Source organism: Halomonas sp. RT37 (assembly GCF_040070525.1).
Taxonomy (GTDB): domain Bacteria; phylum Pseudomonadota; class Gammaproteobacteria; order Pseudomonadales; family Halomonadaceae; genus Halomonas; species Halomonas litopenaei.
Genome location: NZ_CP098827.1, coordinates 2,577,838 through 2,591,369, shown reverse-complemented (window position 1 = coordinate 2,591,369; position 13,532 = coordinate 2,577,838). Strand labels below are relative to the sequence as shown.

11 protein-coding genes are annotated in these 13,532 nt (G+C 65.1%); all 11 read right to left on the bottom strand.

Features of this window, described 5'->3' with window-relative positions:
* Window positions 1–35 precede the first annotated feature (35 nt).
* The 11 genes from NFG58_RS10935 to NFG58_RS10885 all read right to left on the bottom strand — a co-directional run bounded on the left by NFG58_RS10935 (window position 36) and on the right by NFG58_RS10885 (window position 13,449).
* Window positions 36–1,721, bottom strand: a complete 1,686-nt coding sequence (locus NFG58_RS10935; RefSeq protein ID WP_348826477.1) for an altronate dehydratase family protein — start codon at window positions 1,719–1,721, stop codon at window positions 36–38.
* Window positions 1,722–1,865: 144 nt separating this feature from the next.
* On the bottom strand, window positions 1,866–2,921 hold the full coding sequence (locus tag NFG58_RS10930) for a zinc-binding alcohol dehydrogenase family protein (RefSeq protein ID WP_348826476.1): 1,056 nt from the start codon (window positions 2,919–2,921) through the stop codon (window positions 1,866–1,868).
* Window positions 2,918–3,769 (bottom strand): fumarylacetoacetate hydrolase family protein, encoded by an 852-nt coding sequence (locus NFG58_RS10925; RefSeq protein ID WP_348826475.1) that lies wholly within the window; start codon window positions 3,767–3,769, stop codon window positions 2,918–2,920. The genes NFG58_RS10930 and NFG58_RS10925 overlap by 4 nt, the downstream gene beginning before the upstream one ends.
* Before the next feature lie 63 nt (window positions 3,770–3,832).
* Window positions 3,833–4,582: an SDR family oxidoreductase gene (locus tag NFG58_RS10920; RefSeq protein ID WP_108133185.1), complete on the bottom strand. Its 750-nt coding sequence runs from the start codon at window positions 4,580–4,582 to the stop codon at window positions 3,833–3,835.
* 747 nt (window positions 4,583–5,329) lie between these two features.
* Window positions 5,330–5,941 (bottom strand): cytochrome P460 family protein, encoded by a 612-nt coding sequence (locus NFG58_RS10915; protein WP_348826474.1) that lies wholly within the window; start codon window positions 5,939–5,941, stop codon window positions 5,330–5,332.
* Between the two features lie 502 nt (window positions 5,942–6,443).
* A complete protein-coding gene (locus NFG58_RS10910; RefSeq protein ID WP_108133187.1) occupies window positions 6,444–7,604 on the bottom strand; it encodes a fumarylacetoacetate hydrolase family protein in 1,161 nt (386 codons plus the stop codon).
* A 39-nt stretch (window positions 7,605–7,643) separates the two neighbouring features.
* The gene (locus NFG58_RS10905) at window positions 7,644–9,065 is read right to left on the bottom strand and encodes an FAD-binding oxidoreductase (protein ID WP_348826473.1); all 1,422 of its coding nucleotides are present in this window, start codon (window positions 9,063–9,065) and stop codon (window positions 7,644–7,646) included.
* A gap of 58 nt (window positions 9,066–9,123) precedes the next feature.
* Window positions 9,124–10,380 (bottom strand): TRAP transporter large permease, encoded by a 1,257-nt coding sequence (locus tag NFG58_RS10900; RefSeq protein ID WP_108450228.1) that lies wholly within the window; start codon window positions 10,378–10,380, stop codon window positions 9,124–9,126.
* On the bottom strand, window positions 10,377–10,868 hold the full coding sequence (locus NFG58_RS10895) for a TRAP transporter small permease (RefSeq protein ID WP_045995049.1): 492 nt from the start codon (window positions 10,866–10,868) through the stop codon (window positions 10,377–10,379). Before NFG58_RS10895 ends, NFG58_RS10900 begins: the two co-directional genes overlap by 4 nt.
* Window positions 10,869–10,927: 59 nt before the next feature.
* A complete protein-coding gene (locus NFG58_RS10890) occupies window positions 10,928–12,016 on the bottom strand; it encodes a TRAP transporter substrate-binding protein (protein ID WP_108450229.1) in 1,089 nt (362 codons plus the stop codon).
* A gap of 119 nt (window positions 12,017–12,135) precedes the next feature.
* Window positions 12,136–13,449: an L-fuconate dehydratase gene (locus tag NFG58_RS10885; protein WP_348816175.1), complete on the bottom strand. Its 1,314-nt coding sequence runs from the start codon at window positions 13,447–13,449 to the stop codon at window positions 12,136–12,138.
* Window positions 13,450–13,532: the final 83 nt, after the last annotated feature.

The window sequence follows — 13,532 nt, the reverse complement described above, 5'->3', positions numbered from 1 at the left end:
TGTCAGGCTCTCTCAAGGGAAGCTCACAGGCTCTCTCACAAGGACACCCCACGCTTCCAGGGAATGAAGTCGTGCTGGGCCAGCCCCACGGCGCGGGTGGTGTAGCGCCCAGACGCGGTCTCGATGCACAGCGCCAGCAGGTCATCGGCGAGCTCGTCGATGGAGGCCTCGCCCCGGATCACCGCTCCGCTATCGAAGTCGATGATGTCCGCCATGCGGCGGGCCAGGTCCGAGTTGCTGGCGACCTTTAGGGTCGGTGCCACCGGGTTACCCGTGGGCGTGCCGAGCCCGGTGGTGAAGATCACCAGGTTGGCGCCAGAGCCGACCAGAGCGGTAGTGGACTCGACATCGTTGCCGGGACTGCACAGCAGCGCCAGGCCGGGCCGCGTGGCGGTCTCGGTGTAGTCGAGGACCTCGACCACCGGGCTATCGCCGCCTTTCTTGGCGGCCCCGGCGGACTTCATGGCATCGGTGATCAGACCATCGCGGATATTGCCCGGCGAGGGGTTCATCGAGAAACTCGCACCGACCGCGTCGGCGTGGCGCTGGTAGGCCTGCATCAGCGACGAGAAACGTTCGGCGGTGGTGTCGTCGACGCAGCGCGACAGCAGTTCGTGCTCGACTCCGCAGAGCTCGGGAAATTCGCTGAGGATGCCGCTGCCGCCGAGGGCAACCAGGCGATCGATGACACCGCCCACCACCGGGTTGGCCGACAGACCCGAGAAGCCGTCGGACCCGCCGCACTCCACCCCGATGCGCAGGGCCGATAGCGGCGCCGGCTGGCGGGTCACCTGGTTGGCCTCGCGCAGGCCATCGAAGATGGTGCCCAGGGCCTGTTCGATCAAGGCGTCTTCGCTGGTGCTGGCCTGTTGCTCGAGGTAGTGCACCGGGCGCAGGCCCTGCGGGTCCTTGCTTGCCACCGCCTGCTTGAGCATGGCGATCTGGGCCTTCTGGCAGCCAAGGCTCAGCACCGTGGCGCAGGCAACGTTAGGGTGGGTGATATAGCCCGCCAGCAGGTTGCACAGCGCCTGGGCGTCGTCGTCGGTGCCGCCACAACCCAGGGTATGGGTCAGAAAACGCACGCCATCCACGTTGGGAAAGGGCGAGGAGGGAGGCTCGGTCACATGGCTCGGGCTATCGCCATGAAGCATCTGGCGTGCCATCTGCTTGTAGTCGCGGAAAGGGTCGTCACCCAGGGCGTCCGCCACACACTGGCGAAGCACCTCGATATTGCGGTTCTCGCAGAACACCAGCGGCACCACCAGCCACAGGTTGGCGGTGCCCACGCCACCGTCCGGACGATGGAAGCCATCGAAGGTGTGATCCTCTAAGGCGGAAACGTCCGGTGCCTGCCAGTGTTCCCGGCGGGTGACCGGGGTATCCGAGTGGGTGAAGTGCTCCAGGTTGTCGGTGCGGATCACGCTGCCACGGGCGATCGCCCGGGTGGCCCGGCCGACGGTGACGCCGTACATGGTGACGGTGTCACCGACGGCCAGATCCTCGAGGGAGAACTTGTGCTTGTGGCGGATGGCTTCCACCAGCGTCAGGGTGTCGGCACCCTCGTCGATGCGGTGCCCCTGGGGCAGGTCGCGCAGGGCGACACGCACATTGTCGGCAGGATGGACCCGCAGGCTTTCCTGGGCGGGCTGGTCGCTGGCGATGGTCGCGTTGGACGACGCTGCCTTGTTCGATGCAGCGGTGGTCGATGACTGTGTGGACATGGGACGGTCCTCGGCAAAGGCGTTGACGTTGTTATCGTGACGGCCTGGTGATCGGGTGCAGCAGATGACGGTGGGTGCCGTACGCCGCCTGGTGAAAGAGTGTTCGGTGCCCGTCGAAGGGAGCTTGCCGGTCCTGGCGCCGACTTATCGATCGAGGTGAATCATCGCCTTGATCACGCCGGCCTCACCGCCGCACCACACCGGCATGGTCTCCGGCAGGGCCTCGAGCTTGGCACGATGGGTGATCATCGGGCGCACCTGGATACGGCCTTCTTCCAGCAGTTCGGTGACGCAGTCGAAGTCTTCGCGGGTGGCGTTGCGGCTGGCGAGCAGGGTCAGTTCTCGGCCGTGAAAGCTCGGGTCGTCAAAGCGAATGTCTGACTTGACGATGCTGACCAGTACGTAGCGGCCGCCGTGTCCGGCCAGGCCGAAGCCGGCCTCCATGGCGCTCGGGTTGCCGGTGGCGTCGAACACCACGTCGGCCAGGGCGCCGTCGTTGAGACCGGCCAGGCGCGCCTGCGGATCGTCCTCACCCACTACCAGGGTCTGCTCGAAGCCGAGCGCTTCGCGGCAGAAGGTCAGGCGTTCGGCGCTGGTATCGAGCAGCAGCACTCGTGCACCGCGGGCCCGGGCGACCTGGGCGACGCCGATGCCGATGGGTCCGGCGCCGACCACCGCCACCAGTTCATCCGCTTCCACCGCGGCCCGGCGCACCGCGTGGGCACCGATGGCCTGGCACTCGATCAGTGCCAGCTCGTCTGGTTCCAGTGCCGGGCAGGCCACCAGATGATCGACCGGAACCTTCAGCCACTCGGCCATGCCGCCGTCGCGATGGACGCCGATCACCTGCATCGCCTGACAGCAGTTGGTCTTGCCGCGCCGGCAGGCGCGACACTCGCCACAGTGCAGGTAGGGGATCACGTACACCGGCTGGTGCTCGAGGCGGGCACGGGTCGCCTCGTCCACGTCGTCGGCAAGGGCCTCCACCGTACCGGCCAGTTCGTGCCCCAGCACCCGGGGGTATTCGAAGTAGGGTTGGTTGCCGCCGAAGGCGTGGATATCGGTGCCGCAGACCCCGATGCGCGAAATGCGCACCAGGGCCTCGCCGCCGGCAAGCTCGGGGCGGGGGCGCTGTTCCAGGGCCATCTGCCCTGGTTCGACGCACACCGCCACGGTCATGGGCTGGTCGGACTGGCTCATGCGTTCGAATCCGCCACGACCTTCTGGGTCTGCACCCCGAGGCCCTCGATGCCCAGGCGCATGGTCTGACCCGGACGCAGGAACACCGGCGGATTCTGGCCCAGGCCGACACCAGGCGGCGTGCCGGTGGAGATGACGTCGCCTGGCTGCAGGCTCATGAAACGGCTCAGGTAGCTGATCAGGTAGGCCACCTGATAGACCATGGTGCGGGTATTGCCGTCCTGGTATCGCTTGCCGTCGACCTCGAGCCACAGGTTCAGCGCCTGGGGATCTTCCACTTCATCCGGGGTCACCAGCCAGGGGCCGAGGGGACCGAAGGTGTCGCAACCCTTGCCCTTGTCCCAGGTACCGCTGCGCTCGAGCTGGAATTCCCGCTCGGATACGTCGTTGATCACGCAGTAGCCCGCCACGTGCTCGAGGGCGTCGGCTTCGTCGATATAGCGACCGCCCTTGCCGATCACCACGCCGAGTTCGACCTCCCAGTCGGTCTTGGAGGAATCGCGGGGAATAATGACGTCGTCATCGGGGCCGCAGATGGCGCTGGTCCACTTGTTGAAGATCACCGGCTCCGGCGGCACCTCGGCGCCACTCTCGGCGGCGTGGTCGGCGTAGTTGAGGCCGATGCAGATGAACTTGCCGACCTGGCCGACGCAGGGGCCGATACGGGTGTCGGCGGGAACCTCGGGCAGGCTTTCCAGATCGAGACCGGCGATGCGCGCCAGGCTGTCACGTCCGAGGGCCTCTCCGGCAACGTCATCGATGACGCCGGACAGGTCACGGACACGTCCGTTGGCGTCGAGAATACCGGGAGCTTCCTGGCCGGGGGCGCCGAATCGCAGCAGTTTCATGGGGTGTCCTTTGTCGTTGATTGGATGGATAAGGTCGATGGATTGATGTCGTTGTGTCGTCTTTTACGCCAGCCAGCCGCCATCGATGATCTGGCTGGTACCTGTGGTATACGCCGATTCATCGGAGGCCAGATAGACGGCCAGTGCGGCGATCTCCTCGGGCCTGCCCAGGCGTCCCATTGGCTGGCGGTCGAGGAAGGCCTGGCGCACCTGGGCTTCGTCCTGTCCCTGAGCCTCGGCCTGGGCGCGAATACGCTGCGCCAGGGAGGGCGACTCCACGGTACCCGGACAGATGGCGTTGCAGCGGATGCCGTGGGTCACGTAGTCCGCCGCCACCGAGCGCGTCAGACCGATGACGGCGGCCTTGCTGGTGCCGTAGGCAAAGCGTCCGGCAACACCCTTCAGGCTGCTGGCGACCGACGCCATGTTGATGATGCTGCCACCACCGGCCTCCAGCATACCGGGAAGAAAGGTCGAGATGGTGTGGTACATGGCGGTGACGTTGATCGCCATGGAGCGATCGAAGTCCTCGATGGAGCACTCCAGCAGGCTGCCGCTATGCACGTAACCGGCACAGTTGAACAGGATGGTCGGTGTCGGAATCTTCGCCCCCAGCTCGGCGATCGCCGCAGGGTCGGTCACATCCAGGGTGTGGCAGCGGACACCCCGGCGATCTGCCAGATCCTCGAGCTTGGCCGGATCGAGGTCGGTGGCGTGGACCTCCGCGCCCTCGGCGATAAAGCGCTCGACGGTGGCGCGACCGATGCCCTGGCCGGCGGCGGTGATCAAGGCGGTCTTTCCTGACAGACGCATGATGTCTCCTGTTGGCAGGGGCGACGAGGTTGTTGTCATGGCGGCGAAACATCAGGTGTCGTAGTGACGAAGGCCTGGTGCTCTCCCTCTAGCTGAAGCCTGCTGGTGCCGCGGGTTTTCGCTAGGTGGTATGACAGGATGCTAGCATGACATTATCCGTAGTATGGCGCAGGTTGGCTGGATTGCAATTGGCGCCAAGGGCCGACTTTGGTCGCAAGGGATCAAGAGAGCCGGGGTAGCGGAATATGGCCGATAGCAAAGAGCGGGGACGGATAACGCTGGTCCGCGGGAAGAGGGCGCCGAGAACATAAAAAAAGGCGGCCGGGGAGGGCCGCCAGGAGGGCAGGGAACGCAAGAAGGATGGCGGATATCGCTGCCGAGAGACATCCTTCTCTCGGGGCAGCCCCTATGCCACTTCTGGACTCCGGGGCGAATCCAGTGGCTCGCCGGTAGACGTACCCTGCAAGGCCATAGGGTGACGCAGGGTCACCGCCATCGCTTCATGCTCGGTGGTGCCAGGTGCTTGTCTTGCCTGCCTTCGTGCTACTGGGTATCGGGTGTTTATATGTCTATACGGCCGGCTGCGGTTCGCATGTGCACGTACCGCACGTTTCTACATAGCACCTTTCATTGGCACCTTTCATTGGCACCTTTAGGCACCATATTCCAGATGGTCCCCGTTCCTGACTCTGACTCCCTGGCCGATGGTTCAGGCCCTGGACTGTCGGAACGGGGCCAGACAGCCGATCAGCCGTCGTTGCCAAGCTGGGACTGGGTGCCGCCACCGGCGTCGTCGCCGGCGCCCTTGCCGGCGGTCAGTACCGGGTAGTACTGGGTAAAGACGAAGTCATCGGCAGCCGCCGCCGCGTGGCAGGCGTTGCAGGCTGCGGTGGGGAAGGGCGCCGCAGTCTCCTTGAGGCTCGAGTGGTCCGGCGTCGAGAAGCTGTAGTAGGCCCAGTTGCCGGGCTCGTCCGGGAAGTGCTCGCTGCTCTTGATGGTCGCCTCGAGGCCGATGTATTCGCCCATGAAGTAGCCGTTGCCGCTGGCCGCCTGCTTGCTGCCGACGCTGATCAGCTCCTTGATCATGATGGCGCCATCGCGGAATTCACCGGTTTCCTTCCAGTGGTCCCAGCTTTCCGGATCGATGTAGACGGCGTGGAACTCGGGAAAAGGCGCCTTGCCGTTGTTCATGTCATTGGGCGTGAGCGGGGTGCCGACGAACACCCATTCGCGGAAGCCGGTGGGGCGCGTGAGCTCCCCGTCGGTGATCTCGAAGTAGGTCTCGGCGACCGCGTCAAAGGTGATCAGGCTGGCGCCCATGGCGGCGGCGATGGCGGTGAGACGGGAAATCCTGAGCATGGTCTGTCCTCCTTGGTCACCGAGGCGCACCTGGACGCATCCATCCACGGGTGCTGCGCTGACGGCGACGAGTCACGGCAAGGGCGGCGCAGGCTTCTTGGGTGGCCTTTGGCTTGCTCCCTGTCCTTTATCCGGGCCTTGAGGCCCTTGTCTGATGATGGTCGATGTTCCTTGGTCCCCTCGCTCGCGCGAGTGCAGCGATGACGTTGCCGGTCTTGTTCCTGACCTTGCGTTGTTCCTGATCTTGCGTTCGCGATGCAATGCGCCTTGCGCAAGAACAACCGTCATATGTCGAAACACTGACTGACATCGGCGGGAGGGGTCTTGAAGGTATATGTCAGAGCCATGTCACTCGCCATGTCCGGCGCGGGAACTCGCATACCGCATGCGCAAATGCTTGAGTAGCAGCGCGTAATGGCACAGTTGGCGGCCTGAAACAAAAAAGCCTCGCCGAGGGCGAGGCAGAAAGGGAGATGTCGGTTCGTGCGGGTCTTGCGTGGTGTCAGCCGCGCTGGTGGGCGAGCCAGGCGCGGATACCGTAGGTCCAGGGGGGCAGCTGGTCGGAGCGTTCGACGCGATTGACCAGAGCGCCCAGGCTAGGCGTCGAGATGGTGACCACATCACCCAGGTGATGGGTAAAGCCCTGGCCGGGCCCGTCGCGGTCCTGAATCGGCGAGAACATGGTGCCGAGGAACAGCATGAAGCCATCGGGGTACTGGTGATGCGCGCCGATGGTCTGGCCCACCAGGTCCAGCGGGTCGCGACTGATCTCGCGCATGTCGCTCTGGTCTTCCAGCAGGAAGTCGTCGTCGTTGCCTTCGATGCGCAGGCTGACCATGGCCGAGCGCACGTCGTCGATCGAGAAGTGGTCATCGAACAGGCGAATGAAGGGCCCGATGGCACAGGAGGCGTTGTTATCCTTGGCCTTGCCAAGCAGCAGGGCACTGCGTCCTTCGACATCGCGCAGATTGACGTCATTGCCCAGCGTCGCGCCGCGGGCGTTGCCTTGTGCATCCACCGCCAGCACGATCTCGGGCTCGGGGTTGTTCCAGCGCGATGACGGGTGCAGCCCCACCGCCGCGCCCTGGCCCACCGCGGACAGCGGCTGCGACTTGGTGAAGACCTCGGCGTCGGGGCCGATGCCGACCTCCATGTACTGGGACCAGGCGCCACGGGACTGAAGCTCGGCCTTGAGCGCCATGGCCTCGTCGGAGCCGGGGCGGATCTTCGACAGGTCACCGCCGATCACGCGCTTGAGTTCCTCGCGCAGCTCGCCGGCGCGGGCGGCGTCGCCACCGGCCTGCTCCTCGATGACGCGTTCCAGCAGGCTGACCGCGAAGGTCACTCCACAGGCCTTGATCGCCTGGACGTCGCAGGGCGCGAGCAGGTGCGGGGCGCGCTGGGGTGTCTGGCAGGAATTTTCGAGCAGGCTGTCCAGGCTACCCAGGGACTCGCCCTCGGCGTTGGCGATCAGCTCGGCGGCGTCGTCGCGTTCGAGCAGGTCGGCCATGACATTGATGGTGGCCGACAGGTCGATAAGCTGGCCATCGCGAACGGTTACCAGGACGGGGCCTTGCTGGTCGTCGCGCCACACTCGGCCGACCAGCAGGGCACGGTCGGCGTCGTCGGGCAGGATGTCGCGGGCGGTAAGGCGGGGACTCATGTTAGGGCCTCTATCTGTTGAAAAGGGGAAGTCGATGGCTCAGCGCTGCATTCTGGGCAGGATGCGTCCGGGGCTCATCAGGCCGCGGGGGTCCAGCAGGCGCTTCAGGCCACGCATGATGTCGTGCTCCGGCGCCGACAGGCTTTCGAGGAAGTAGGGCTGCTTGACGCGACCGATGCCGTGCTCGGCGCTGATGCTGCCGTCGAACTCGGCGACAATGGCAAACAGCTGCTCTTCCAGCTCATGCAGCAGACTGCGCTTGTCGTCGTCGTCCAGATGCGCCGGCGGCAGGATATTGAAGTGCAGGTTGCCATCGCCGACGTGGCCGTAGGCGATGACCTGAGAGTCTGGCGAGGCCTCGGTGATCGCCGCCTCCGCCTGGTCATGGAAGGCGGTAAGCTGGGAGATCGGCAGCGAGACGTCGGTACGCAGGTGCTCGCCGCGGCGCTGCTGGCCTTCCAGCATGGCCTCGCGCAGCTGCCATAGCTGGGCCGCCTGGGTATCGCTGGAGGCCAGCACACCATCCTCCAGCAGGCCTTCCTCGAGTCCTCGCTCGAATAGCGACTCGATCATGCTGTCGAGATCGGCAGGCCCGCTGGCGGCGACTTCCATCAGCACGTACACCGGGTGGGGTGCATCCAGCGGGTCCGGCAGTGAGGGATCGGCCTCCAGGGCAAGCTCCATGCAGGCCCGCGGAATCAGCTCGAAGGCGGTCAGCAGGTCGCAGCAGCTGCGTCTTGCCTGGGCATAGAGTTTCAGCACCGAGGCCACGTCGGGGCAGCCGATCAGCGCCGTGCGTGTCACCTGGGGACGGGGGTAGAGCTTGAGTACCGCGCCGGTGACGATGCCCAGGGTACCCTCGGCACCGATGAACAGCTGCTTCAGGTCGTAGCCGGTGTTGTTCTTGTGCAGTGCCTTCATGTCGTCGAGCAGACGGCCGTCCGGCAGTGCTACCTCGATACCCAGTACCAGCTGGCGCATCATGCCGTAGCGCAGCACGTTAAGGCCGCCGGCGTTGGTGGCGATGTTGCCGCCGATCTGGCAGCTGCCCTGGGCGCCGAGGGCCAGCGGAAAGGTGCAATCCTCGGCCTCGGCGGCGTCCTTGATGGTCTGCAGCACGCAGCCGGCGTCGACGCTCAGGGTGAAGTTGATCGGATCGATGGAGCGAATTTTATTAAGCCGCTCCAGGCTGATGACCAGCTCCGGTGTCTGGCTGTCCGGCAGGGCGCCTTCGACCAGGCCGCTGCCGCCGCCCTGGGGGACCACCGGAATATCGTGGCGATGACAGTAGCCGAGTACCTGCGCCACCTGCTCAGAGGTCGCCGGGCGAGCCACCGCCAACGGCAGACCGCCGCGGGCGCCGGCCCAGTCGACCCGATAGCGCTCGAGGTCGTCTGTCAGCACGCCGGTGCTGCCCAGGGTCTCTCGCAGAAAGGTCAGCAGGTCGTCGTTGGCGCTCATCGGGGGCTTCTCCGCTCGGCGGGCGGCCAGGGGCCGCCCAGGTTGTTCAAGTTCGGGGTTATCGGAACCACAGCACCACTCCCGGGAACAGCAGGAATACGACTAGCAGTGCCACCAGGGTGAAGTAGAAGGGCAGCAGGCTCTTGACCAGGCTTTCCATGCCGACCTTGCCGACGCCACAGCCGACATAGAGCACGGTGCCCACCGGCGGGGTGATCAGGCCGATACCCAGGATGAAGGACATCAGCACGCCGAAGTACACCGGGTCGATGCCAAGCTTGACCACCACCGGCGTCATCAGCGGTGCCAGGATCACCATGGCAGGGGTCAGGTCCATGAAGAAGCCCACCACCAGCAGGAAGGCCGACAGGATCAGCAGCAGCAGAAGCTTGTTTTCGGTGATGGCGGACAGGCTCACTACCAGTTGCTGGGGAATCATGTTGGCGGTCAGAAGCCAGGCCAGCACGCTGGCGAAGGCCAGCAGCAGCATGACCACACCTGTCAGTCGACCGGTGCTCACGCACAGCTCGAAGAAGCGCTTGAGCGACAGGCTGCGATAGACGAAGAAGGACACCGCGAAGGCATAGACCAGCGCGATGGCGGCGCTCTCGGTGGGGGTGAAGACCCCGGTGAGGATGCCACCGACGATGATCACCGGCAGCAGCAGCGCCAGGATGGCGTCCTTGAGGGCACTGGTCAGTTCCGGGAAGGAGAAGGCCTGGCCCTTGCCGTTCTTGCGTGACTGCACGTAGGTGGTGGCCGCCAGTCCCAGGGTGATCAGGATGCCGGGCACGATGCCGGCCAGGAACAGCTGAGAGATCGAGGTGTTGGTGACCACGCCGAACAGGATCATCGGGATCGACGGTGGGATGATGATGCCGACCACCGAGGCCGCGACCACGATGGCGGTGGCCATGGGCGCGCTGTAGCGATGCTGCTTCATCGGCTCGATCATCATGCTGCCGACCGCCGAGGCGTCGGCCACGGCGGAGCCGCTGATGCCGCCGAAGAACATCGAGGTCATCACTGCCACCTGACCCAGGCCACCGGCGACGAAGCCGACCATGGCGCTGGCCAGTCGGACCAGGCGGGTGGCGATGCCGCCCTCGCTCATCACCTCGCCGACCAGGATGAACAGCGGAATGGCCAGCAACGGAAAGGAGTCCAGGCCGTTGACTGCCTGGGCGACGATGGGCGACAGCGAATAGTCGGAATAGAAGAAGATGAACAGGCTGATGGCGCCGAGGCCAAACGAGATCGGCATGCCAATGACGATGCAGATGGCAAGCCCGATAAGGATGCTCCACAGGATCATGGTTCGGACCTCCTGAGCAGGGCCACCAGGGCCAGGGTGTTGGCGATCAGGGTCAGCCCTGCCATCACCGGCATGGCGCTATAGAGCCAGGTCTTGGGGATGCCGAGCATGGGGGTAGCGCTGGTATAGCCGGAGATCAGCTCCTTGAAGCCGAGCAGGATGCAGATGCAGACGAGGTAGATCACCGCCACGGCGGTCAGTCCCAGCACGCGGCGCAGCCCGGCCGGGGCCAGGTCCTTGAAGTAGGTCACCGCCACGTGTTCCTTCTCGAGGCTGCCGAGTCCGGCGCCAAGCAGTACCAGCCAGATGAACAGCACCCGGGACAGCTCCTCGGCCCAGGCGTAGGAGGTATTGAGCACGAAGCGACCGAAGACGTTGGCGGTCACGCAGAACACCACGCCGAGCACCAGCAATCCGACGGCGATGCGCAGCGTGGTAATCAACCACCCCAGGAGTCCCGGGGTGGAAGTGGAGGATAGGGTGGTCATGGGTCACCTCCGTGGTGACGACGACCCCGCCGCCGACAGCGGCGGGGTCGGGCTAGGGCTTACTGGGAAACAGCGCGGATATCGTCGATCAGCTCTCCGCCAATCTTCTCGCGCCACTCGTCATAGACCGGCGACAGGGTCTCTTGGAAGGTGGCCACCTGTTCCGGGGTCAGCTCGGTGATGTTCATGCCCTCGTCCATCAGCTCCTGCTTGATCTGGTCGTTGAGGGTGCGGCTGACTTCACGCTGGTAGTCGCCCATCTGCTTGGCGGCGTCGGACAGCAGATCCTGATAGCCCTCGGGCAGACGGCTCCAGAAGCGCTCGGAGACCAGGGTGATAAAGGGCGTGTAGACGTGGTTGGACTCGGTGGCGTAGTCCTGCACTTCGTTGAACTTGGACGACTGAATGGTGATCCAGGGGTTCTCCTGGCCGTCGACCACGCCCTGCTCGAGGGCGGTGAACAGCTCGGCGAAGGACATCGGCGTCGGGTTGGCGCCCAGGGTCTTCCAGATATCCAGGTGGATCGGGTTCTGCATGGTCCTGACCTTGAGGCCATCCAGATCCTCGGGCGAGGCCACCGCGTTCTGGCTGTTGGTCAGCTGGCGATAGCCGTTCTCGGCCCAGCCGAGGGCCTTGAGGCCATTGGTGCTGGCGGTTTCCAGCATGCGATCACCGATCTCGCCGTCGAGCACCTCGTCGGCCACTTCCGGAGTGGGGAACAGGAACGGCAGGTCGAAGACCGCGAACTCCGGGAACATGTTGACCAGCGGCGACGTGGACGGCGAGGTCATCTCCAGGGTGCCGGACTGCAGCGCGCTGACCGCCTGGAGGTCATCGCCAAGCTGTGCGCTGTGGAACAGCTCGACCTGGATATGGCCGTCACTGCGTGCCTCGACGATGTCCTCGAAGTACTCGAGGCCACGGTACTGGGCGCCGGACTGGGTGGTGCCGATGCTGAACTTGAGGGTGTAGTCGTTGCCGTCACCTTCGACCACGGGTCCGTCGACCTCGGGGATCGGCGGCATCTCGCTGGCGGCCTGGGCGGTGGCAACACCACCCAGCGTCAGGCTGCCGATGGTCAGGGCGGCGATGGCCGCGCCCAGGCGGCGACGGGTGAAGGGGGCGACGGACGTTGTGATTGTTGTCATGCTTCTCTCCAATTTGCGTGGCGTGCTGGCCATTGCGTAGCGCTCTGGCCCTTGCTTGGCGTGCTGGCCAGCGGCCCCGGGAAGCGTTTCATCCCGGGGCCGCTGGCCGGTGGAGCGGCTCAGGCGTCTTGCCAGGCCGCGCCTTCGGGGTAGCGATGCATCTCGAGGGACTCGGGCTTCATGGTGATGCTGTAGCCCGGCGCCTCGGGCACCAGGTAGCGACCCTGACGGATACGCACCGGGTCGACAAAGTGCTCGTGCAGGTGGTCGACGTACTCCAGCAGGCGACCTTCCAGTGAACCGGAGACGGCGATGTAGTCGAACAGCGAGATGTGCTGGGTGTATTCGCATAGGCCCACGCCACCGCCGTGGGGGCAGATCGGCACGCCGTACTTGGCCGCCAGCAGCACCACGATGATGACCTCGTTTAGCCCGCCCAGACGCGCCGCGTCGAGCTGACAGAAGTCGATGGCGCCTGCCTGCAGCAGCTGCTTGAACATCACCCGGTTGTGGCAGTGCTCGCCGGTGGCGACGCCGATGCCACCTTCCAGGCCGCCCCTGAGGCGACGACGGATCTCGGCGTGACCGAGGATGTCGTCGGGGCTGGTGGGCTCCTCGATCCAGTGAGGATTGAACTCGGCCAGACGGCGCATGTTGACGATGGTCTCGTCCACATCCCACATCTGGTTGGCGTCCATCATCAGGGTGCGTTGTTCGCCGATCTCCTCGCGCAGGATCGCCGCGCGCCGGCGATCTTCCTCGATGTCGCCACCGACCTTCTGCTTGAAGTGCTGCCAGCCCTCGGCCAGGGCTTCGCGGCACAGTCGACGCATCTTTTCCTCGGAATAGCCAAGCCAGCCTGCGGAGGTGGTATAGCCGGGGTAGCCCTCGGCCTTCATCTCGGCCTCGCGCTCGCCCTTGGTGCCGGCCTTGCGACGCAGCAGGGCGATGGCCTCCTCGGGGGTGATGGCGTCGGTAACGAAGCGGAAGTCCAGGCAGCGCACCAGCTGTTCCGGGCTCATGTCGGTAAGCAGCTTCCAGATCGGCTTGCCTTCACGCTTGGCCCACAGGTCCCAGATAGCATTGACCAGGGCGGCGCTGGCCAGGTGCATCACGCCCTTTTCCGGACCCAGCCAGCGCAGCTGGCTATCGCCACTGGTCAGCTCGCGCCAGAAGGTGCCCATGTTCGCGGTGATGTCCTCGAGCTTGCGGCCCACCAGGGTGGGTGCCAGGGCGTTGACCGCAGCGACGCAGAGATCATTGCCGCGGCCGATGGTGAAACTCAGACCGTGGCCCTCGTCTTCCTGATCGGTGTGCAGGATGACGTAGGTGGCCGAGTAGTCCGGTGCCTCGTTCATGGCATCGGAGCCATCGAGCTGGCGTGAGGTGGGGAAGCGGATATCGCGGGCGTCGACCCGAGTGATGGTGGTCATGCTGGCGGCCTTGTGGTGAATATTGTTGGTTGTCCGACGAGTGGCCAGGGAAAGCATCATGGGCGTCGATCAGCGGTTGGCTG